The following is a 21,337-nucleotide window of genomic DNA, read 5'->3' on the forward strand; positions in this document are numbered from 1 at the left end:
TCACTTATAATTAATAAAAAACCCAACTTACTTAGCCACAGTAAAATGACTATTCTCAGTATTTAGCAGCATAAAGCTTCTATCTGCTGTTGGGTTGCCTTCGTTTATCGTCTGCCTATAACTCGAGTGATTAAGAAGTAATCCATCTATTTTTTTGGTTATAGGAATGATTCGAAGATGCATTAGGGTAATAAATTGCCGTAATTATCGATCTTCTTGTAGCCAAAAGGCAAAGCATATTGTCAGCTTTTACGTTCAATAATGAAATTAGCTAAAGCGCTTAACATTTCTATATTATATCCATGGGACTGGAGAGTCTCTAAAGCGTCTACCGCATCATGATATAGCTCACGTGCTTTTTTCTGAGCAACTTCAAGCCCTAATAGCGATGGATAGGTACTTTTTTCATGTTCGGCATCCGTTCCTTGGCGTTTACCTGTGACTTCGCTATCACCGATAACATCAAGGATATCGTCCTGTACTTGAAAGGCAAGACCGATGGATTGTGCATATTTGTCTAAAACAGGCAGTAATTTTTGACCTTTTTCACCTGCAGCAAAAGCACCAAGACGGATTGCTGCACGAATTAATGCCCCTGTTTTATGTTGATGAATGCGCTCAAGAGATTCAAGGTCAACTTGCTTTCCTTCTGCATCTAAATCAAGAGCTTGCCCGCCGCACATTCCCGCTAAGCCACTTGCGTATGATAACTCTGCAATCATCGCTATGCGGTCTTTGTCTGTCACATCCGGCATTGGTGCAGATGACAGTAATTGGAATGCCAATGTTTGTAATGCATCTCCAGCAAGCACTGCATTGCCTTCACCATACTTAATGTGGCAAGTCGGTTGGCCACGGCGCAAATCATCATCATCCATTGCAGGTAAATCATCATGGATTAATGAATAAGCATGAATACATTCGACTGCAGCAGCTGGAGCGTCAAGGTTTTCTTGGCTAACACCAAACATAGAACCGACGGCATAAGTTAAAAATGGGCGTAAGCGCTTTCCACCCAATAATGTGCCATAGCGCATCGCTTGAGCAAGTGGGAGGTCTGCAAACGGCAGCGCATTTAAGGCATCTAATAGATATTGATTGACTCTGTCGTAGGCTTGCTTTTGTTGCTGCGTAAAGCTATCTAAATGTTGTTCAGACATAATTTATTCTGTATCAGGTGAAAAATCGGCTAGAGGTTTATTTTCGTCATCGCTTAGCAAAATTTGTACACGTTGCTCTGCTTGCTGTAATACTTTTTGACCTTGTTTAGCAATTTGAACACCACGTTCAAACTCATTAAGGGCATCTTCTAAGGGAAGTTCACCGGATTCTAGGCGAGCGACGATCTGCTCTAGCTCTTGAAGCGAGTTTTCAAAACTAACAGTCGGAACTTGCTGAGTTTTTTCTTTAGCCATAGTCTTTAGCCACTAATGTGAAATCAGTTAATTCGAGGGATTTTAAATATTCAGCAGACTAACGCAGTCTTGCTACGGTTACAATTTATTATTAGGGTTTTTAGATTCAACCCGCAAGATAGTGTTATAATACGCCTCTTTATTGACAATTGGTAACGTGTCATGTGTCTCTGTTAAGGCACATTCGTTTGCCCCCAACCACCATGAACATGCAGCTATTATGAAGTTTATCATTAAGTTATTCCCAGAAATTACCATTAAAAGCCAAACTGTTAGGCTACGTTTTATTAAAATTTTGACCAGTAATATCCGTAACGTGCTTAAACCGCTTGGCGAAGAGATTTCGGTTGTCCGTAATTGGGATAACATTGAAGTGCGTGTGAAGGGAGAAACAAAACACGACGAAATTTGTGACATGCTAGGGCGCATTCCAGGTATTCACCATATTCTCGAAGTGGAAGAAAAACCGTTTACCAGTCTACATCATATTTACGAAATGACACACGAAGCCTATGGTGAATCATTAGAAAATAAAACATTCTGTGTGCGGGTAAAACGTCGTGGTAAACATGAATTTTCATCTATCGACGCTGAACGGTATATCGGTGGTGGGTTAAATCAACACATTGCCTCTGCAAAAGTTAAGCTTAAAGACCCTGATACCACGATTCACTTAGAAATCGAAGATGATAAACTTATTTTAGTTAAAGCACGTATTGAAGGTATCGGTGGTTTCCCTATTGGGACTCAAGAAGATGTGTTATCACTCATTTCTGGTGGTTTTGATTCAGGTGTGTCTAGCTATATGTTGATGCGCCGTGGTTGTCGTGTTCACTACTGTTTCTTTAATTTAGGCGGCGCAGCTCATGAAATTGGTGTGAAGCAAATCGCACATTATCTGTGGAACCGTTTTGGTAGCTCCCATAAAGTCCGTTTTATTGCTGTAAATTTTGAGCCTGTTGTCGCTGAAATTTTAGAAAAAGTTGATGATGGCCAAATGGGGGTTGTGCTCAAACGTATGATGGTAAGAGCTGCATCTAAAGTTGCAGAGCGTTATGGCGTGCAGGCGATTGTCACGGGTGAAGCACTTGGGCAAGTTTCCAGCCAAACCCTAACAAACTTACGTTTGATTGATAATGCGTCTGATACCTTAATATTAAGGCCATTAATTTCCCATGATAAAGAACACATTATCAAACTAGCTCGCCAAATTGGCACTGAAGATTTCGCAAAAACCATGCCCGAATATTGCGGTGTGATTTCAAAAAGCCCAACCGTTAAAGCGGTGAAAGCGCGTATTGAAGCAGAAGAGGCCAATTTTGATTTTGGTATCTTAGAGTCGGTGGTTGAGCAAGCGCAAAATATTGATATTCGACAAATTGCACAAGAAAGCCTTGAAAAAGTTCCTGAAATTGAAATGGTGAGTGAGCTTTCAATTGAAAATGAAGTGATTTTAGATATTCGTTCAATTGATGAATTTGAAGACAAGCCACTGAATGTCGATGGAATGGAGGTTAAGCATATTCCATTCTATAAGTTGAGCACGCAATTTGGTGACTTACCAAAAGATAAAACCTATTTATTATATTGTGACCGTGGGGTAATGAGCCGCTTGCAAGCGCTATACTTAAAAGAGCAAGGTTATGAAAATATAAAGGTTTATCGCCCATAGCTTAAAACAGGGTGCTTGTATCACCAATTCACAATCAGAGAGAAATGTGGGGGAATTTCCCCCACAAGACTAGTTATCGCAAGATAACGTAGCTTGAACCAGCGTGCTTCCGCTACTGATACTGAAAGAGCACAGCCTTTCTTGCATCAATAACGAAAAACACAACACCGTAAGACACACGGTAACTAGCCCTAGAAGGGCAATTTTGGCCATTCCTCTTGACTCCTTTTCTAAAAGGAGACAGAATCCAGTTGTGTGAGTTGGAGACTGCCTCGGATTAAGATTAACATCTAAATTCGGGGCTTTCGTCTTTTTGGCTCTGGCAAATGCTTGAACCAAACTGATCCAAGCACCCGCGACAATCATAGCAAAAAATGGCGATAAACAAATCTAATTACAGCTAAGTCTCGATAATAAATTGTTTAAATTCATGTAATTAAGATATTTTGATAATCATTGGTATTAATATGATTGTTGATTTAGCTGAGATAGCAATGAAAAAGCGTGTAGAAGAATAACAGGGTGCTTGTACCACCAAATCATCACTAAAGAGAAATGTGGGGGAAAGTTTCCCCCACAAGACTAGTTATCGCAAGATAACGTAGCTTGAACCAGTGTGTTTCCGCTACTGATACTGAAAGAGCACAGCCTTTCTTGCATCAATAACGAAAAACACAACACCGTAAGGCACACGGTAACTAGCCCCAGAAGGGCAATTTTGGCCATTCCTCTTGACTCCTTTTCTAAAAGGAGACAGAATCAAATTGTTGAGATTTGGAAACTGCCTCGGATTAAGATTAACATCTAAATTCGGGGCTTTCGTCTTTTTGGCTCTCACAAATGCTTGAACTAAAATGATCCAAGCACCCGCGACAATCATAGCAAAAAATGGTGATAAACAAAGGTTTTTTGTTGAGGGTTTTTATTTTAATCCTTTATTATTCAAATGATTAAATGATTTTAATCATTAGTTGTTAATAGCGGATTTTTCCGTTAATCCTCTAAATAATCATTAATACCATTAGGTAAAACTAATTGGGCTGCAACTTGGCCTGCAATTTCGCGCCCGACCAATAACTCAATCAATTTTAAGGCAAAATCAAAGGACGTTGCGGGCCCTTGACTTGTTAATAAATTAACGCGTTCATCAAAGTAGACTCGGCGATCGACCCATTTATGGGCTGGAATTTTATCTTTCATTGATGGAAAACCAGTCATATTACCTAGCGGAAACAATTGGTGATATTCAAGTACAAGCGCTGGCGCCGCACAAATAGCCGCCACAATTTTACCATCAAGATGCATTCGGCGAACTTTTTCCACAACCAGTGGGCTATCACGAAATGTTTCCGCTCCAGTCATACCACCAGGCAGTACAATGGCATCAAAAGGTTCATCAGCAACTTTAATCAATGGGGTATCGGCACTAATTTTTAGCCCTCGTGAAGCGGTAATGGTTAAAGAACCATCTTCCGTCACGCTCGCTATAGTCACATCAATACCTGCTCTAACTAATAAATCAGCAGTAATGGTAAATTCAATTTCTTCACTACCATGAGCGATGCAGATTAGAACGGATGTCGTCATATTGTTGTTCTCTATTTTTGACTAAATGGTAAAGGCGATCGTTTTCAGGTGTACTGATCCCATGAGCTCGTGCTTGTTTGATTAAAAAGCCAGTGATGTAATCAATCTCTGTACGGCGATTGTTTCGTATATCTTGTAACATAGAAGAATAGTTATCAGCGGTATTATTAATAATGCCGTAAATATACTCTGTTAGCTCTGCTTTATCCGTATGCAGCCCTTCTGCCGCCATAACATGACATATTTCATCAATGATCCGAGATATTTGTGCAGAATGTTGGATTAATTCACCATTTTTACAGTCATGTTCTACTGTTAGTGGGTTAATGACACAGTTTACAATCAATTTACGCCAGCAAGTGGTTAAAATATTATTATGCCAAGCCACATCAGGTAAGGCTTCATGCAAGATATCTGCTATTGGGTAGTATGCTTGTGCTTGGGAATTGATAGCGCCAATATGTGTGATCCCATTTGCGACATGAAATACTTGGTTATTTTCTTGCCAAGCCGCATGGGTTGTGACGCCCGCTAAGATAGGATGGCGTAAAGGCGTCAGCTCTTCAACCGTTCCCATGCCATTATGCAGTAATAAAATAGGCGTATTTTCTGGGATAGCATTAATCAAAGGTAATAAAGCATCAGAAACTTGCCATGCTTTTAAACAGACAATGATTAATTCACTGGTTTGTAAGTGGTTAATATTATTAGAAGGAATCAGTTCTCGGAAAGTACGTCCATCAGGTTCATTAACATCGACGAATAAATCAGACTGTGCAACACGTAGCCAACCTTGTATGTCATGCCCTTGTATTGCAAGTGAAGCAAGCCACAGTTTACCTATCGCACCACAACCAATTAGAGTTATTTTCATTGTTTCCCCTTTGAATATGGGACTTTAACGTCTTATAAGGTAAGGCGGAAGTGATTTATCACCAGTATAACCTTTTACCATACGAAGTTGTAGTTAACGAAATATCATAGGCTCCGATAACTTGAAGTAATGTGAGTAAAAACGTTATCATGCGCACAATCTAAAAATTATCAGTGAGGTTCTAGCTATGCCATCATTTGACATTGTATCTGAAGTGGAAATGAATGAAGTACGTAATGCTGTGGAGAATGCGCAGCGTGAGTTAACCAGCCGTTGGGATTTTAAAAATGTTGAAGCCAGTTTTGAGCTCAATGACAAAAATGAATCAGTTAAAATCACTAGTGAATCGGATTTCCAGGTACTTCAGTTAGTTGATATTTTAAGAGAAAAAATGGCAAAACGTGGTATTGATGGTGCGGTATTGAATGTGCCTGAAGATATCATTCATAGTGGAAAAACCTATAGCGTTGAAGTTACGTTCAAACAAGGTATTGATGCTGCAATTGCCAAAAAAATCGTTAAATTGATTAAAGACAGTAAATTGAAAGTCCAAGCACAAGTTCAAGGTGATCAAGTGCGTGTGACAGGCAAAGCCCGTGATGATTTACAATCGGTTATGGCATTAGTACGTGGCGGGAACTTAGGCCAACCTTTTCAGTTTAATAACTTCCGCGACTAGTTATTTTTCAAGTATTCGTTTAAAGCCCGCGCTAGCGGGCTAATTTTTACTGATTTATTAATGCTTCAAGTTGTTCTCGATTGATGATTTTTCTATCAACTTTAACATAAGCACTATATTCTTCGTCAACGACGAGTGCTTCCATCACCCCTTTCTGGGCTTGTAATTTCTTCTCAAGAGCCCTTGTATCTCCAATATGATTGGGTAATTCAATACGAATACTGCTGACATACGGAGGTTGCTGCATAGTTAAGCTAATGATAAACCAGATAATGGTTAATATTAGTCCGCCAATAAAAACCGTATTAGCACCTTCAAAGCTGTACAACCACCCACCGACAATACCGCCAATGGCAACACCTAAAAACTGGCTGGTGGAGTATACGCCCATGGCAGTTCCTTTATAGCCAGCAGGTGCCTCTTTGCTTATGAGTGACGGTAAAATGGCTTCCATAATATTGAAAGCAATAAAAAATAGTTGGATACCTAAGAAAATCACCCATAAGTGATTACCAGAAAACCATAAGGTAATTTCAGCCAATGCCAAAACGACAATACAAAATAAGAAGACCTGCTTCATTTTGCGGTATTTTTCCGCATAAATTATGAAAGGAAGTACGGTAACAAAGGCGATTAACATCGTGACTAAATAGGCTTTCCAATGGTCTTTCGCTAAAAAACCAGAATCAGTCATAATAAGAGGTAGAGCCACAAAACTGGACATCAGTAGGGTATGTAAGCTGAGGATACCTATATTTAATTTGAGTAGCTGAGGGTGCATTAAAACCGTTTTTAAATTACTTTGCACAAATGCAGACTCACGGTTTAGAACATGAGTATTGGTACTAGGAACAATAAAAACAGTCACTGCAATAGCACCAGCTGCAAGTAGTGCAATTCCCCAAAATAGGCCACTTAACCCCACCACGTTGGTGAGTATTGGGCCAAGAACTAGGGCAATGGCAAAAGTTAAACCGAAACTAATACCCAAAAATGCCATGGCTTTAGTCCGATTTTGCTCTCGAGTTAGGTCAGAGAGTAGCGCCATAACAGCAGCAGAAATTGCTCCGGCGCCTTGTAAAGCACGCCCAATAATAATTCCCCAAATAGAATCGCTTAATGCTGCAACGATACTTCCGATAATAAAAATGACTAACCCAATAATAATTAAAGGCTTTCTTCCGATTTTGTCTGACATCAAACCAAAAGGGATTTGGAAAATAGCTTGGCTAAGACCGTAGATACCAATAGCGACACCTACTAAGAACTCGTTAGCTCCCTGTAAATGCATCCCATAGCTGGTCAAAATAGGTAATACCATAAACATTCCAAGCATTCGCAAGGAGAAAACAGAGCCTAATCCCCAAGTGGATCTAAGCTCTGCGGATGTCATTTTGTTATCATTCATTTTTATTCTTCATATTTCGTGCTGTAGCGGTGTTGGCTTCTCTCTGCTACTTAGGTCACATATTAGTAAATACAACAACTTGAACAAATATGCAGTACGTTGTGGTGTTATATTTTTAGTATCAATCTATTAGAATTTTAATAGTGCATTTAATATCTAGCTTATCAATGGCAAGCGGCTATTTAACCATAAAATAGATTCATAAGGATAGGCAGAATAAGTAAAAGTGAGTTGTAAAAGCAGTTAGAGACAAATAAAAACGGCGGGGAAGGCCCGCCGTTTAGACATTGTTATCATCAGTAAACAGATAAGTTATCTGACGAGAGCTATAACAGTATCGCTTGAGACTATAGGATCAACTGACATCATTACACTCAATGAAGTAATTGCTACGATTGAGAAGATGAATAGTTTTCTTGCCCAGACTCGGTCGTCATTTTCGGTTTTGAAACCCGAAATTGCCATACCTAGCCACCATAAGCTGACTGCTGCACCTACGATGAGGTACTTATAGCCCGCGTATCCGCTGATAGCTAACATTAATGTTGCGACCATAAACGCTAGAATATACAGGAAAATGTGCGTCTTCGCGACGGAAATTCCTTTAATAACCGGTAACACAGGAATGTTTGCGGCTTTGTAATCCTTAAAACGGAAGATAGCAATGGCATAAGAATGAGGCATCTGCCACAAACTGAATATCAATAACAGGATAAGAGCACCCATATCGAATTCATTTGTAACAGCGCAGTAACCGATAACCGGTGGTGCTGCGCCTGAAAGGCTGCCAATCAGCGTGCCATAAACGGATTTACGTTTCATATATAGGCTATAAACACCTACATAAACAATGAAACCGATAACTGCAAGCAGCATTGCCAGCGCATTGGCTGCTACAAGTAGCAGCACCATACCAGCAATACCCAATGCAGCAGCGTAAATCAGGCTAACTTTCGGATCAATCAACCCTTTAACTAAAGGGCGATTCTTCGTTCTCTCCATGATACGGTCGATATCACGGTCGATGTAGTTGTTAAAAACACAACCAGAAGCCACGACCAGTGATACACCCAGCAAAGTCGCAACGAACAGTGGGTAATCAATTGACCCTTTTGAAGCCAATAAAAAACCACCGATCACAGAAATCAAGTTTCCGAATATAATTCCTGGTTTGGTCACTTGCAGGTATTGCTTAAACATATCGGCAACTCTTTAGTCGAGCATCATATTGATGTTCAGGTTGTACATAATCCACAGCGAGCCGATGACCACGATACCAACAATTAGCATCGTGAACAGGAAGGCAACTAAATTCCAGCGCTCATCTGATGATGTATTCATATGTAAAAAACAAACCAAATGAACTAGAATTTGCACAACAGCCATACCTACTACAGTCCAAAGGATTGCTGAGGTTGACGCTGTACCTTCCATCACCATCCAGAAAGGAATCACTGTCAGGATAACTGATAGAATAAAGCCAATTAGGTATGTTTTAACGCTACCGTGGCTTGCTCCAGTGTGAGCATCTTTTGCATGACTCATTTAAATAGCCCCCAGAAGATAAACAACGGTAAATACACAAATCCAAACAACGTCTAAGAAGTGCCAGAACAAACTTAGGCAGTTTAAACGTGTTTTATTGACATCAGTTAAGCCACGGCGAGTCACTTGAATCATCATAATGATAATCCAAATCAGACCTGCTGTTACGTGTAGACCGTGTGTTGCAACAAGTGCAAAGAAGCCAGATAAGAAACCGCTACGGTCAGGGCCAAAGCCTTCTGCGATCAGTTCATGGAACTCATAGACTTCCATGATCACGAAGCCAAGGCCTAACAGGAACGTTGCAAACAGCCATAAGTTAACGGCAGCAATCTTACCTTTATGCATCGCGATCATTGCGAAGCCGTAAGTAATACTACTCACTAACAGTAAGAAGGTTTCGCCTAATACGAACTTCAGACTGAAGATATCTTTACCAGCTGGTCCGCCGGCAGTTCCATCGGCCAAAACAACATAGGTAGCAAATAAACAAGCAAACAGAATCAAGTCGCTCATAATATAGAGCCAGAAACCGAATACTTTTGTTCCACCTGTATCGTGGTGCCCATGCTCAGCATGGGCGATATTTTGGTTAGTCATTGTATTAGTTGACATCGTTCACACCTGCCTTACGCAATTCTTCAAAGTGCTTATTCTCGATTTCTTCGATTTCAGCCACAGGTACGTAGTAATCAACATCTTCGTCGAAGCTTTTTGCAATCCAAGTTACGATCATTCCACCGAAACCAATGATTGCGAGCCACCAGATGTGCCAGATCATTGCGAAACCTAAAACCAAGCTAAATGCAGCGATAATAACGCCAGCGCCTGTATTTTTCGGCATATGAATTTCTTCATATGAAGCCGGTTTCTTGTGAGCAAGGCCTTTTTCTTTTAGATCCCACCACGCATCACGAGTTTGAACGTGAGGTTCAATCGCAAAGTTATAGAATGGTGGTGGAGAAGATGTCGCCCACTCAAGTGTACGTCCACCCCATGGGTCACCGGTTAAATCACGGTTTTCATGACGGTCACGGATACTCACGATGATTTGGATAACTTGGCATGCAATACCGATTGCGATTAACGCAGCACCACCCGCAGCAACAACTAGCATTGTGTGGTAAGTCGGGTCAATATTCTGACTTAAACGACGGGTCATACCCATAAAGCCAAGAATATACAGTGGCATAAAGGCCATGAAGAAACCGATGATCCAGAACCAGAAGGCACGAACACCCCATTTCTCATTTAGCGTGAAGCCATATGCTTTCGGGAACCAGTAAGTCATACCCGCGAAGCATCCGAATACAACACCACCAATAATAACGTTATGGAAGTGAGCAATCAGGAATAAACTGTTATGCAGAACGAAGTTTGCACCTGGAACAGCAAGCAGAACACCCGTCATACCACCGACAGAGAAGGTGATGATGAAACCGATAGTCCACAGCATAGGTGATTTAAATTCGATACGACCTTGGTACATGGTAAACAACCAGTTGAAAATCTTAACCCCTGTAGGGATTGCGATAATCATTGTGGCGATACCAAAGAAGGCGTTAACGTTCGCTCCTGAACCCATCGTAAAGAAGTGGTGCAACCAAACGATGAAGGACATAACGGTAATCACGATTGTCGCCCAAACTAATGAGGTATAACCGAATAAACGTTTTTTCGAGAAGGTTGCTGCAACTTCAGAGAATACACCGAACACAGGCAGAACAAGGATATACACCTCAGGGTGACCCCATGCCCAAATCAGGTTGATGTACATCATCATGTTGCCGCCCATATCATTAGTGAAGAAATGGGTGCCTAAATAACGGTCTAACGTCAGAAGCGTTAATGTAACAGTTAAGATAGGGAAAGCAGCAACAATCAATACGTTAGTACATAACGCAGCCCAGCTGAATACAGGCATTTTCATCATCGACATACCCGGCGTACGCATACGGATAATAGTCGCGATGAAGTTAACCCCTGTTAATAGTGTACCAATCCCGGATATCTGGAGACTCCAGAGCCAGTAATCGACCCCGACCCCAGGGTTGTACTCCAAGCCTGATAACGGCGGATAAGCCAACCAACCAGTCTGTGCGAATTCACCTACCCCTAGAGAGATGTTGATTAATACAACACCAACAACAAAGAACCAGAAGCTCAATGAGTTAAGGAATGGGAACGCCACATCTCGTGCACCAATTTGCAGAGGTACAACTAAGTTCATCAGACCAACAACGAATGGAGTTGCCATGAAGAAAATCATGATAACGCCGTGCGCGGTAAAGATTTGGTCATAGTGATGAGGATTTAAGAAACCCTCTTGGCCAGCAGAAGCTAGAACTTGCTGCCCACGCATCATGATTGCATCAGCGAAGCCACGGAATAACATGACCATCGCCACAATGATGTACATGACACCAATTTTCTTATGGTCAACAGAGGTTAACCATTCTTTCCACAGCCATTTCCACTTACCGAAGTAGGAGATCACACCGACTAAGCCAAGCCCACCAAGGACAATAGCAATCAGTGTAACAACGATAATCGGCTCATGGAGCGGAACTGCATCTAGTGTTAATTTTCCGAACATGCCCTTATTCCTCAGCGCCTGCTGCATGAGCACTGTGGCTCATTTGCATTGAATTGCCTGTAGCATCGTTATGGTCATTCATTGAATGACTTTGATTTTCTACAGGAGCGTGACCTTTATGGTGCTCATGACCAAACTTCAGAACGATATCTTCATAAAGTTTAGGCTTCACGCTAGAGAAGTAGGTAACAGGAACGTTCATGCTTGGCTTAGCGACTTCGTCGAATGCCTGCATGGTGTCCATTGTTTTAGGAGAAGCTTTTACCTTTTGTACCCACTCATCAAAACCTTGACGATCTGGAGTTGCAATAGCATTAAACTTCATATCAGAGAAACCGTGGCCACTGTAGCTTGCAGAGAAGCCTTTATAAGTACCTGGTTCGTTAGCGATTAAGTGAAGCTTTGTTTGCATACCCGCCATCGCGTAGATTTGGCCACCTAAAGATGGAATGAAGAAGGAGTTCATCACCGAATCTGACGTGATTTTGAAGTTAACTGGCACACCTGTAGGGAATGCGATTTCATTAACTGTTGCAATTCCTTGCTCTGGATAAATGAATATCCATTTCCAGTCAGCGGAAATAACTTCAATAGTGACAGGTTCCTGATCACTCACTAATGGCTGATACGGGTCCAGCTCATGTGTCGTCTTCCAAGTGATAGCACCCAGAATAATGATAATGATGATAGGAACAGTCCAGCAGACTAACTCAATTTTATTCGAGTGAGCCCAGTTAGGACGGTAAGTAGCTGACGTGTTGGATTCACGGTATTTTCTTGCGAAGATAATCGTCATGAAAATAACAGGAATAACAACAAGTAGCATTAAGCCAATTGCAATAAGAATTAGCTCTTTTTGTTTAACGCCAACGGCGCCTTTTGGATCCATCAACACCATATCGCAACCACCTAATAGTAAGGTAGCTACAACGAGTGAGATTGCTCCAATGCTTTTTTTGTAGTTCATAAGTCTCATCCACGACCCCAAATGACAAAGATTCTAATTGTCGTTTCATCAGTGCGGGCATTTTACGGTAAGGTTATGCGAGTGTAAATGATTGTAAGGCAAAGAAACGGAATTGTTAGCTCTTTATGTTAATATGATCACATGTAAAGAGCTTATAAAGAAAACGTTAAAATTGATGAGATTTATAAGTATGCATTGATAAAACTCAATTAATAGTAAATTATCTTAGTAATTTTTCAAAGAAAAATATATACAAAAGAAATGAAAAAACAGTGAAACTGATATAAATGATTAGCAATATGCTAAGGGAAGTTACAGTTTTTATTGCCGATAAAGCTATTTTGGTTGCTTTATCGGCTAAATCATAAAAAAAATTCTTATTTTACTGATAAAAAAAAGAAAACTATTAACTCTGATACAATTCTCTATCGAGCGCTAAAAGGTATACTTTAATGTATAAATGATTGCATCTTGGTAGAAAGTATCGCCTAATTTATTATCAGCATAGCGGTATTGTACCCCAGCAGAAACATGGTTTGTGGCATTCCACCAAAAAGCGAGAGCGCCATTTATGCCATTACTCTTGCCTCCGTTATAGCGTTTGTTCCTAGCAAACTCCATTTCATGCCAGTTCGTTATCATGAAATTTTCGTCAAATACGCTGAAATTATAGCCGGCTACCCAACCCGCGACATATCCATTATTACCTGAATAGAATGTCTGGTCGGTGTAATTAAGGGCAATAAAAGGTTTAAACCATAAGTCACCGAATGCCGTGTTATAGCCAATACCATATAAAGTGTTCACATCATGGAAATTACCACCATATTTGGCACCAGGTAATGACCAAGTACCATAAACATGGCCATATAGGTTGAAACCAGTGTCACCTAAATAAAAGCGGCCTGTTGTTTTAATGGTATAACGTTTATTTCGTCCTGAATCGGTGTGTTGGCTGTGGAATGGGTTTTCGAGATCAAAAAAACCATATAACTCCCCCCAATTAAAATTGGCACCTCCTTCAAGTTCAATATAGGCAAAGTCTTTTTTACGTGTCGTATTTTCTGTTTTATTTTCAGTACGATGTGACCAATCTAAATAGTTTACATTGACATCAGCAAAGCCATTTTTATAGCCAATAATATCGTCAGAATATGCCGTACCTGCTAGAGAAATTAAGGTGGCAATGTAAATGATTTTTTTCATATATAGATTATTTTCACTTATAGATTAATGGGGTTTAGTAAAGCGTTAGTTATTAACATTTTAGCTAACCAATTTATAACTTGTGATATATTAGACTTGAAAGTTGCAATTAAGAAATATTTTGCACGTATGAAGTGATCGCAATCACGATATTTTGACATTATCGCTTTGTTTTGTTATTTGGATCTAATTTATAGGTAAAGATCAAATTACCTAAATAAATAAACTTTATTTAGGTAATCGTTGGGTTAATGAGAAAAGTATAGAAAGGGTTATTGTTGTACTGTCTTGCGAACGGCGAGGTAGTCTAAACTACCACCAATAACTAGGCTGATAGCACCAATACTAATGCCAGTATTAAAAATAAGATTTTGGTAGTGAGGTAAACTCAGCCAAAATTCAATTTGTGTAGTAAATAGATAAACTTTCATACCACTAAATGAAAATACAAGTAATGAAAGTAACCAAATAGCAAGGAAGCTAACGGCAGTAATAAGTGCATATACGGCAATGCGATAGCCTTTTGCATACAGCTGGCGCCGCTGAAATAACCCTGTTGCTTGTGTGTATATTAGGGATGTCCGGCAAGCTAATAAAAGCAAAACACCCGGAACCGCAACTGCGATTGAAATAAGGTAGAATAGTGGCCAGCCATAATTACTGACGAAAATACTCGCAACTGGGCCAATATAAACACGGCCTACAGCCGAAAGAGCGGAAAGAAGTGCAAATTGCGTTGCGGATAACGATTTATTACATAGTGTCATTAATAGGGCGACAAAAGCAGCGGTTCCCATACCAGAAAAGATATTTTCTAGAAATATAATCGACCCCATGGTTAGGATATGAGGTGGTGTTATCGCTAAGAACCAATAGCCTATATTAGAGCCACCTTGTAGAAGCCCAAAAATAAACAGAGCTTTAAATAAGCTCATGTTTTTCATTAAGTAACCACCAAGTAACGCCCCAATAATGGTTGCGGCCATACCGACAGTTTTATTGACGGTACCCACTTCACTTAAACTAAAACCAAGGGCATTTAATAGAAAATTGGTGTTGAGCGCCATCACAAAGGCGTCACCAAGTTTGTAAAAAACTAACAGTAGTAAGATTAGCCAAGCATTGTTCCGGCTAAAGAATTCAGCGAGTGGTTCGTAAATCGCTTTTTTTAGTGACGTTGGCGCAGCACAACTCTCTTCGGGTTCTTTCGCAAGTAATGTAGCAATAACACCGATAATCATTAGCCCTGCCATGACTAAATAAAGTTGTTTCCACGTTAAAAACTTATCCGCTAACCAAAGTGCAAGGCCGCCTGAGACTAACATACTGATCCGGTAACCCATAACTGAGGTTGCAGCGCCAATTCCACGTTCTTCTGCACTCAGCAAGTCGGTTTTATAAGCATCAAAAACAATGTCTTGCGAGGCTGAACAAAATGCAACAGTGACCGCCAGTGCAGCAAGGTACCACAAATGTTCTGACGGATTCATAAAGCCCATAGCGGCAATGCTGATAATCAACAGAATTTGAGTGGTTAATAGCCATCCTCTTCGACGACCAAGAAAGGGTGGGGTATAGCGGTCCATCATTGGAGACCAAAGAAATTTCAACACATAAGCCTGTCCGACTAATGAAAAGAAACCAATGGTTTTTATATCGACATTTTCAACAGTTAGCCAAGCTTGTAATGTACCTGCAGTTAAAGCTAAAGGTAGACCAGAAACAAAGCCTAAAAGGATTAAAGTGATGTTATTTGGTAGAGTAAAACGAGGCATTATTTCCCTCTAAGCCAGTGTGATATTGCTGCAATACATTGCGCTGCAGAGGTATTGGCTGCGCTATGCTACCCAAGCTCAATCAATGAGAGCTTAGGTAGCTTAATACTTAATGATAATGATTGCTCAATTAATAGCGTGAATTTTGTCTGATAAAATCGGTGATTTCTTGGTCTGTTGCCATATCTGCAATTAAATCAGTTAATGCGCTATTGATAGCCGTTTCTATCTTGGCATTATTGGCAGCCAATAATTCTTGTGTATTAAAATTACGGGTAAATGAACGTGTTTTTGTCGAGCCATTTGGCGCTGTTGCAATAATACTGACACTGGAGTTTACAGTAATATTATGGCGCAGGCTGCCTTCACTTACTTTGGTATCGAGTTTATTCAATTGAACGACTAAATTCACATTTGCCGGTGATGTCACCATAAACCCACGTGCAGCCATTTGCTTTTCGACGGCTTCTTGCATCAGATAACGAGGATCGCGTGAAGGGTTCAGTACAACTAAACTACCATTACGATTAACTTCTGCTAAGGATTTATTCGTACGGTTATCGACACTGCTGACACTAATTGAAGTTGCATTCAGTGTAGGGTTTTTCGCAGGTAAAGCTATCTTAGGCTCTAGTGATAATGTATTGCTGCTGGTTGCACAGCCCGCAAGAAGAAATAACCCTAAAAGTGGAAAACACAGTTTTCTTAACATAATTTTTTCCAGTTCATCTTTCCTAATTGAAAATGTTTCGTTATGGTGCGGGTATCCGTCGTTCAATATAAAGCTTAGCGGCTTATTTATCCTGAACTATTAGACAACAATTTTTGAAAAAATTCGCATCAATGTGCCGCTATCATAACATTGGTAAGTTATTATCGGATATTTCTATAATAAGAAGATAGCAATAATCAACGCGTACAATAAAAATAATTGCCTCTGGGCATAATTTTTAATTAAGGAACATTTTATGGTCGCTAATGCAGCTCAAAGTATGCAATCTCTCGTGAACCAAAAGTTACACGTTGCTTTTGAACCTACACATTTGGAGGTCATTAATGAAAGCCACCAACACAATGTGTTACCGGGGTCTGAAAGCCATTTCAAAGTTATTTTAGTGAGTGATAAATTTGAAAATAAACGAATGCTTGCCCGTCACCGCGAAATTTATGCTATTTTAGCGGACGAATTATCGGGAGGGATCCATGCCCTTGCTTTGCATACATATACACAACAAGAGTGGAATGAGCTTGCTGACACTGCGTTAAAATCACCAGCTTGTCGTGGTGTTGGCGGTGTTAATCGGTAGTTTTTCGTTTCAGTTAATACACTGAGACTATGCTTTACATAATCAGCCATGCTCAATGATGAGCTTGGTGAATGTTTTTTCTTCACTTTAGGTGAAAAAACAAAAAATTTAGTCAGAAAAGTCACAAATAATGAGGAAAAAACGCTTCTTTTCTCAGCTTTTCTCGACTCAGGGCGCATGCATCGGTATAATGCTGCGTCTAATTTTCAGTAAGGTTTCGGGACGCTTCTGATATCAGGGATTGACCGTTACGAAAGTAACGCCCCCCGGTTCTGGAAGGGAGACAGCCATTATGATTTAATGGCATAACTCTGGAGTAGACCGATCACTAAGATTTATTTTGAGGTAAGAAGATGCAAGTTTCTGTTGAAACGACTCAAGGCCTTGGGCGTCGTGTAACAATCACCGTTCCTGCCACTGATATTGAAAAAGCAGTTAATAGCGAATTAGTTAGTGTTGCTAAAAAAGTACGTGTTGATGGTTTCCGTAAAGGAAAAGTACCAATGAACATCGTTAAACAGCGTTATGGCGCGTCTGTTATGCAAGACGTTCTGGGCGATGTAATGCAACGTAACTTCATCAACGCAATTATTGAACAAAAAATCAATCCAGCGGGTGCGCCTAGCTACAAGCCTGAGCAACTCGAAGATGGTAAAGATTTTGTTTATTCAGTTGAATTCGAAGTTTACCCAGAAATCGAATTAGCAGGTTTAGAAACTATTGAAGTTGAAAAACCAGCAGTTTCTGTAAAAGACGAAGATCTGGAAAATATGTTAGAAACTCTGCGTAAGCAACAAGCGCAGTGGAAAGAAGTTGAAGCGGCAGCAGAAGCTGACTCTCGCATCACTATCAACTTTACCGGTTCTATCGATGGTGAAGAATTCGAAGGCGGCAAAGCAGAAGATTTCGCTCTGGTTATGGGCGAAGGTCGTATGATCCCAGGTTTCGAAGAAGGTGTTGTTGGTCATAAAGCGGGTGAAGAATTCGATATCGAAGTTAACTTCCCAGAAGACTACCATGCTGAAAACCTGAAAGGTAAAGCTGCGAAATTTGCTATCGTTCTGAAGAAAGTAGAACAACGTGAACTGCCTGAATTCACTGAAGAATTTATCAAGCGTTTTGGTATCGCTGATGGTTCTTTAGATGGCCTGCGTGCAGAAGTACGTAAAAACATGGAACGTGAGCTGAAAAATGCCGTGCGTAACCGTGTTAAAGCACAAGTTCTTGATGGCTTAATCAAAGCGAATGACATCGAAGTTCCAGCTGCAGTTGTTGATGGTGAAATTGATGTTCTGCGTCGTCAAGCGGCACAACGCTTTGGTGGCGACGAAAAACAAGCGATGGAATTACCTCGTGAACTGTTTGAAGAACAAGCAAAACGTCGCGTAGTGATTGGTCTGCTGTTAGGCGAAGTGATCAACAAAAACGAACTGAAAGCTGATGAAGATCGTGTTAAAGCGCTGATTGAAGAAATGGCTTCTGCGTATGAAGATCCAGCTGAAGTTATCGAATACTACAGCAAAAACGAAGAGCTGATGAACAGCGTTCGTAATTTAGCTTTAGAAGAACAAGCTGTTGAAACTGTATTGGCAGTTGCTAAAGTGACAGAAAAAGAAACTAACTTCACTGAACTGATGAACCAAGTTCAAGCAGGTTAATTTTTTCTTGCTGTATAAAATAATGAAACCCGTGGTGTACTGCTACGGGTTTTTTGTCAATTAAAGCCTTTAAATTATCACTTTAGCGAATTTAATTAGGATACCCTTGAAAAACACATTTAAACCCTAATTATATTATCTATACTTCAAGTAGTCTAAATGGGATTTTAATTGCAATTTGAACTATTTTGAATAGCTTAACATTGTCGAAAACGGTGATATTAACCAACTGAGTTATTTTGTTTCCCTTGAAAATCAAGTATGGTTTTCTAATGGTATAATTCCATGTAACCCAATAGACTTGTGTTAAACTCTTTTAAAGAGCGTCTTATTTACTGCAGCATACTTAGCTGCATTTTCTTCTTATTTCTGCAGTTATTTGGTTAAATATTAGCTAAACTAGAAAAATAAGAGAATTGAAAGAGCCTGCAGACACAGGAATTTTTTAAAACCGTTGTTTGTGGCATGATCTCTGCTCAAAATAGCAGGCAGACAGCAAATTAGGCGCAAGCACCAGAACGTTTTTAATAGGAGATTTCGATGTCACATTTTGGCAGTCAGGAACAATTAGCATCTCAAATGGCCCTTGTGCCTATGGTCATAGAGCAAACTTCTCGTGGTGAGCGCTCGTATGATATTTACTCACGTCTATTAAAAGAACGTATTATCTTCCTGACCGGTCAAGTGGAAGACCATATGGCGAATTTAATCGTCGCTCAGATGTTATTTCTTGAAGCAGAAAACCCTGAAAAAGATATTCATTTGTATATTAATTCACCAGGTGGCGTTATTACCGCAGGAATGTCAATTTACGATACGATGCAGTTTATCAAGCCTGATGTAAGCACTATTTGTATGGGGCAAGCTTGTTCCATGGGGGCTTTTTTATTGACGGCGGGCACTAAAGGTAAACGTTTCTGCTTACCAAATTCACGCGTGATGATCCACCAACCGTTAGGGGGTTATCAAGGCCAAGCGTCAGATATCGAAATCCATGCCCAAGAGATTCTTAAAGTGAAATCTCGAATGAACGAGTTAATGGCTCTGCATACGGGAAAATCCATTGAAGAAATTACTCGAGACACAGAGCGTGACCGTTTCTTATCTGCAAATGAAGCAAAAGAGTATGGTTTAGTCGACCAAATTTATAGTAGCCGTTAATGGGTTAACTTTTGGTATAATTAGTTCATACCATAAACTATTTTAAAGAAAATCGTTGTTTTGTTTTTTTAATCAACGAAAACGAAACAATATGGATAAAAGTGAGGTCAACTGATGACAGATAAACGCAAAGAGGGGACAGGAAAACTGCTTTACTGCTCTTTCTGCGGAAAAAGTCAGCATGAAGTACGTAAGCTGATTGCCGGTCCGTCAGTCTATATTTGTGATGAATGCGTAGATTTATGTCTCGATATCATCCGTGAAGAAATCAAAGAACTTACGCCGCATCGTGAGCGTAGTGAACTGCCTACACCACATGAAATTCGGCAGCATCTTGACGACTATGTCATCGGTCAAGAAAAAGCGAAAAAAGTTTTAGCTGTTGCGGTATATAACCATTACAAGCGCTTACGTAATGGTGATAAAACCAGTGATGGTGTTGAATTAGGTAAAAGTAATATTTTGCTAATTGGACCAACAGGTAGTGGTAAAACACTTTTAGCTGAAACTTTAGCGCGTTATTTGGATGTACCATTTACAATGGCTGATGCAACGACATTAACTGAAGCTGGTTATGTTGGTGAAGACGTTGAAAATATTATTCAAAAATTACTGCAAAAATGCGATTACGATGTTGAAAAAGCCCAACGTGGTATCGTATACATTGATGAAATTGATAAAATTTCACGTAAATCAGATAACCCATCAATTACCCGTGACGTTTCCGGTGAAGGTGTGCAACAAGCACTTCTGAAACTAATTGAAGGAACTGTTGCGGCAGTACCACCACAAGGGGGACGTAAACACCCTCAGCAAGAGTTTTTGCAGGTTGATACCTCAAAGATCCTCTTCATTTGTGGCGGGGCATTTGCAGGGCTCGATAAAGTGATCGGTCAGCGTTTAAATACCCGTTCAGGTATCGGTTTTGCTGCAGAAGTGAAAGGTGAATCAGATAAAGCAACGGAAGGCGAATTGTTAACGCAGGCAGAACCAGAAGATTTAATTAAATTTGGTTTAATCCCTGAGTTTATTGGTCGCTTGCCTGTTGTTGCAACATTAACTGAATTAAGTGAAGAAGCATTAATTCAGATTCTGAAAGAACCTAAAAACGCATTAACTAAGCAATACCAAGCCTTATTTAGTCTTGAAAATACAGAGCTTGAGTTCCGTGAGGAAGCATTAAAAGCCATCGCTAAGAAAGCCATGGCACGTAAAACCGGAGCTCGTGGTTTACGTTCTATTGTTGAAGCTGCATTGTTAAATACGATGTATGACCTTCCTTCAATGAGTAATGTTGAAAAAGTTGTCGTTGATGAAAACGTCATTAATGAGCAATCAGAGCCGCTATTGATATATAGCAAACCTGATGCTCAAGCTTCCGGCGATAACTAATCCCATATAAAACGTTCAATAGTTAATCAAACGAAATGAGGGGTTTCCCTCATTTTGTTTTTTATGTTCAACTAGCCATTGAATGCTAAAATCTT

General features: G+C 40.1%; 21 protein-coding genes. 6 read left to right on the plus strand and 15 right to left on the minus strand.

Features of this window, described 5'->3' with window-relative positions; translation table 11 throughout:
* Window positions 1-242: 242 nt before the first annotated feature.
* On the minus strand, window positions 243-1,160 hold the full coding sequence (ispA, locus tag ACU696_RS05655; RefSeq protein WP_004914574.1) for a (2E,6E)-farnesyl diphosphate synthase: 918 nt from the start codon (window positions 1,158-1,160) through the stop codon (window positions 243-245).
* 3 nt (window positions 1,161-1,163) lie between these two features.
* Complete coding sequence (gene xseB / locus ACU696_RS05660) at window positions 1,164-1,415, minus strand: exodeoxyribonuclease VII small subunit (protein WP_004914571.1); 252 nt, start codon at window positions 1,413-1,415, stop codon at window positions 1,164-1,166.
* 220 nt (window positions 1,416-1,635) lie between these two features.
* On the opposite strand from xseB, the gene thiI reads away from it, so the two are divergent.
* On the plus strand, window positions 1,636-3,087 hold the full coding sequence (thiI, locus tag ACU696_RS05665; protein WP_004914568.1) for a tRNA uracil 4-sulfurtransferase ThiI: 1,452 nt from the start codon (window positions 1,636-1,638) through the stop codon (window positions 3,085-3,087).
* Between the two features lie 69 nt (window positions 3,088-3,156).
* Here the strand turns inward: thiI and ACU696_RS05670 are convergent, their stop codons facing one another.
* The 4 genes from ACU696_RS05670 to panE form a co-directional block, all read right to left on the minus strand.
* Entirely contained in the window at window positions 3,157-3,300 is a 144-nt protein-coding gene (locus ACU696_RS05670; RefSeq protein ID WP_004914564.1) for a Hok/Gef family protein, read from the minus strand.
* 369 nt (window positions 3,301-3,669) lie between these two features.
* Complete coding sequence (locus tag ACU696_RS05675) at window positions 3,670-3,813, minus strand: Hok/Gef family protein (RefSeq protein ID WP_004905468.1); 144 nt, start codon at window positions 3,811-3,813, stop codon at window positions 3,670-3,672.
* Window positions 3,814-4,080: 267 nt separating this feature from the next.
* Window positions 4,081-4,674: a protein deglycase YajL gene (gene yajL, locus ACU696_RS05680; protein WP_209102247.1), complete on the minus strand. Its 594-nt coding sequence runs from the start codon at window positions 4,672-4,674 to the stop codon at window positions 4,081-4,083.
* Window positions 4,637-5,548 carry a 2-dehydropantoate 2-reductase gene (gene panE / locus ACU696_RS05685; protein ID WP_209102245.1) on the minus strand — a complete coding sequence of 304 codons (912 nt, stop codon included), beginning with the start codon at window positions 5,546-5,548 and terminating at the stop codon, window positions 4,637-4,639. The genes yajL and panE overlap by 38 nt, the downstream gene beginning before the upstream one ends.
* Window positions 5,549-5,735: 187 nt before the next feature.
* Here panE and ACU696_RS05690 point away from each other — a divergent pair, with 187 nt between their 5' ends.
* The gene (locus tag ACU696_RS05690; RefSeq protein ID WP_109911888.1) at window positions 5,736-6,227 is read left to right on the plus strand and encodes a YajQ family cyclic di-GMP-binding protein; all 492 of its coding nucleotides are present in this window, start codon (window positions 5,736-5,738) and stop codon (window positions 6,225-6,227) included.
* 46 nt (window positions 6,228-6,273) lie between these two features.
* Here the strand turns inward: ACU696_RS05690 and ACU696_RS05695 are convergent, their stop codons facing one another.
* From ACU696_RS05695 to ACU696_RS05735, 9 genes are all read right to left on the minus strand, one after another.
* Window positions 6,274-7,635 (minus strand): MFS transporter, encoded by a 1,362-nt coding sequence (locus ACU696_RS05695; protein ID WP_117162855.1) that lies wholly within the window; start codon window positions 7,633-7,635, stop codon window positions 6,274-6,276.
* 312 nt (window positions 7,636-7,947) lie between these two features.
* Window positions 7,948-8,835 (minus strand): heme o synthase, encoded by an 888-nt coding sequence (cyoE, locus tag ACU696_RS05700; RefSeq protein WP_004914545.1) that lies wholly within the window; start codon window positions 8,833-8,835, stop codon window positions 7,948-7,950.
* Window positions 8,836-8,847: 12 nt separating this feature from the next.
* Complete coding sequence (locus ACU696_RS05705) at window positions 8,848-9,180, minus strand: cytochrome o ubiquinol oxidase subunit IV (RefSeq protein WP_004905459.1); 333 nt, start codon at window positions 9,178-9,180, stop codon at window positions 8,848-8,850.
* Window positions 9,181-9,795, minus strand: coding sequence for a cytochrome o ubiquinol oxidase subunit III (locus ACU696_RS05710; protein ID WP_109911890.1), 615 nt, complete (start codon window positions 9,793-9,795; stop codon window positions 9,181-9,183). It lies immediately after the preceding gene.
* Window positions 9,785-11,776 carry a cytochrome o ubiquinol oxidase subunit I gene (gene cyoB / locus ACU696_RS05715; RefSeq protein ID WP_004914540.1) on the minus strand — a complete coding sequence of 664 codons (1,992 nt, stop codon included), beginning with the start codon at window positions 11,774-11,776 and terminating at the stop codon, window positions 9,785-9,787. Before cyoB ends, ACU696_RS05710 begins: the two co-directional genes overlap by 11 nt.
* Window positions 11,777-11,780: 4 nt before the next feature.
* Window positions 11,781-12,752, minus strand: a complete 972-nt coding sequence (cyoA, locus tag ACU696_RS05720) for a cytochrome o ubiquinol oxidase subunit II (RefSeq protein ID WP_209102243.1) — start codon at window positions 12,750-12,752, stop codon at window positions 11,781-11,783.
* A gap of 426 nt (window positions 12,753-13,178) precedes the next feature.
* Window positions 13,179-13,949, minus strand: a complete 771-nt coding sequence (locus ACU696_RS05725) for a nucleoside-specific channel-forming Tsx family protein (RefSeq protein WP_004914534.1) — start codon at window positions 13,947-13,949, stop codon at window positions 13,179-13,181.
* 272 nt (window positions 13,950-14,221) lie between these two features.
* Window positions 14,222-15,724 carry a muropeptide MFS transporter AmpG gene (gene ampG / locus ACU696_RS05730; RefSeq protein ID WP_004914530.1) on the minus strand — a complete coding sequence of 501 codons (1,503 nt, stop codon included), beginning with the start codon at window positions 15,722-15,724 and terminating at the stop codon, window positions 14,222-14,224.
* Between the two features lie 130 nt (window positions 15,725-15,854).
* A complete protein-coding gene (locus ACU696_RS05735) occupies window positions 15,855-16,436 on the minus strand; it encodes a YajG family lipoprotein (protein ID WP_004914528.1) in 582 nt (193 codons plus the stop codon).
* 256 nt (window positions 16,437-16,692) lie between these two features.
* Between ACU696_RS05735 and bolA the strand changes: the two genes are divergently transcribed.
* The 4 genes from bolA to clpX all read left to right on the plus strand — a co-directional run bounded on the left by bolA (window position 16,693) and on the right by clpX (window position 21,242).
* Complete coding sequence (gene bolA / locus ACU696_RS05740; protein WP_004914525.1) at window positions 16,693-17,031, plus strand: transcriptional regulator BolA; 339 nt, start codon at window positions 16,693-16,695, stop codon at window positions 17,029-17,031.
* Window positions 17,032-17,384: 353 nt separating this feature from the next.
* On the plus strand, window positions 17,385-18,689 hold the full coding sequence (gene tig / locus ACU696_RS05745) for a trigger factor (protein ID WP_004914522.1): 1,305 nt from the start codon (window positions 17,385-17,387) through the stop codon (window positions 18,687-18,689).
* 540 nt (window positions 18,690-19,229) lie between these two features.
* Window positions 19,230-19,850: an ATP-dependent Clp endopeptidase proteolytic subunit ClpP gene (gene clpP / locus ACU696_RS05750; protein ID WP_004905443.1), complete on the plus strand. Its 621-nt coding sequence runs from the start codon at window positions 19,230-19,232 to the stop codon at window positions 19,848-19,850.
* Between the two features lie 114 nt (window positions 19,851-19,964).
* Window positions 19,965-21,242: an ATP-dependent protease ATP-binding subunit ClpX gene (gene clpX, locus ACU696_RS05755; protein WP_004914518.1), complete on the plus strand. Its 1,278-nt coding sequence runs from the start codon at window positions 19,965-19,967 to the stop codon at window positions 21,240-21,242.
* Window positions 21,243-21,337 lie beyond the last annotated feature (95 nt).

The sequence above is a fragment of the Providencia sp. PROV_01 genome (assembly GCF_053098325.1).

Bases quoted from the DNA above. Each gene is read 5' to 3' on its own strand.
- ispA (WP_004914574.1), bottom strand. From the start codon at position 1,160: ATGTCTGAACAACATTTAGATAGCTTTACGCAGCAACAAAAGCAAGCC.
- xseB (WP_004914571.1), bottom strand. From the start codon at position 1,415: ATGGCTAAAGAAAAAACTCAGCAAGTTCCGACTGTTAGTTTTGAAAAC.
- thiI (WP_004914568.1), top strand. From the start codon at position 1,636: ATGAAGTTTATCATTAAGTTATTCCCAGAAATTACCATTAAAAGCCAA.
- ACU696_RS05670 (WP_004914564.1), bottom strand. From the start codon at position 3,300: ATGGCCAAAATTGCCCTTCTAGGGCTAGTTACCGTGTGTCTTACGGTG.
- ACU696_RS05675 (WP_004905468.1), bottom strand. From the start codon at position 3,813: ATGGCCAAAATTGCCCTTCTGGGGCTAGTTACCGTGTGCCTTACGGTG.
- yajL (WP_209102247.1), bottom strand. From the start codon at position 4,674: ATGACGACATCCGTTCTAATCTGCATCGCTCATGGTAGTGAAGAAATT.
- panE (WP_209102245.1), bottom strand. From the start codon at position 5,548: ATGAAAATAACTCTAATTGGTTGTGGTGCGATAGGTAAACTGTGGCTT.
- ACU696_RS05690 (WP_109911888.1), top strand. From the start codon at position 5,736: ATGCCATCATTTGACATTGTATCTGAAGTGGAAATGAATGAAGTACGT.
- ACU696_RS05695 (WP_117162855.1), bottom strand. From the start codon at position 7,635: ATGAATGATAACAAAATGACATCCGCAGAGCTTAGATCCACTTGGGGA.
- cyoE (WP_004914545.1), bottom strand. From the start codon at position 8,835: ATGTTTAAGCAATACCTGCAAGTGACCAAACCAGGAATTATATTCGGA.
- ACU696_RS05705 (WP_004905459.1), bottom strand. From the start codon at position 9,180: ATGAGTCATGCAAAAGATGCTCACACTGGAGCAAGCCACGGTAGCGTT.
- ACU696_RS05710 (WP_109911890.1), bottom strand. From the start codon at position 9,795: ATGTCAACTAATACAATGACTAACCAAAATATCGCCCATGCTGAGCAT.
- cyoB (WP_004914540.1), bottom strand. From the start codon at position 11,776: ATGTTCGGAAAATTAACACTAGATGCAGTTCCGCTCCATGAGCCGATT.
- cyoA (WP_209102243.1), bottom strand. From the start codon at position 12,752: ATGAGACTTATGAACTACAAAAAAAGCATTGGAGCAATCTCACTCGTT.
- ACU696_RS05725 (WP_004914534.1), bottom strand. From the start codon at position 13,949: ATGAAAAAAATCATTTACATTGCCACCTTAATTTCTCTAGCAGGTACG.
- ampG (WP_004914530.1), bottom strand. From the start codon at position 15,724: ATGCCTCGTTTTACTCTACCAAATAACATCACTTTAATCCTTTTAGGC.
- ACU696_RS05735 (WP_004914528.1), bottom strand. From the start codon at position 16,436: ATGTTAAGAAAACTGTGTTTTCCACTTTTAGGGTTATTTCTTCTTGCG.
- bolA (WP_004914525.1), top strand. From the start codon at position 16,693: ATGGTCGCTAATGCAGCTCAAAGTATGCAATCTCTCGTGAACCAAAAG.
- tig (WP_004914522.1), top strand. From the start codon at position 17,385: ATGCAAGTTTCTGTTGAAACGACTCAAGGCCTTGGGCGTCGTGTAACA.
- clpP (WP_004905443.1), top strand. From the start codon at position 19,230: ATGTCACATTTTGGCAGTCAGGAACAATTAGCATCTCAAATGGCCCTT.
- clpX (WP_004914518.1), top strand. From the start codon at position 19,965: ATGACAGATAAACGCAAAGAGGGGACAGGAAAACTGCTTTACTGCTCT.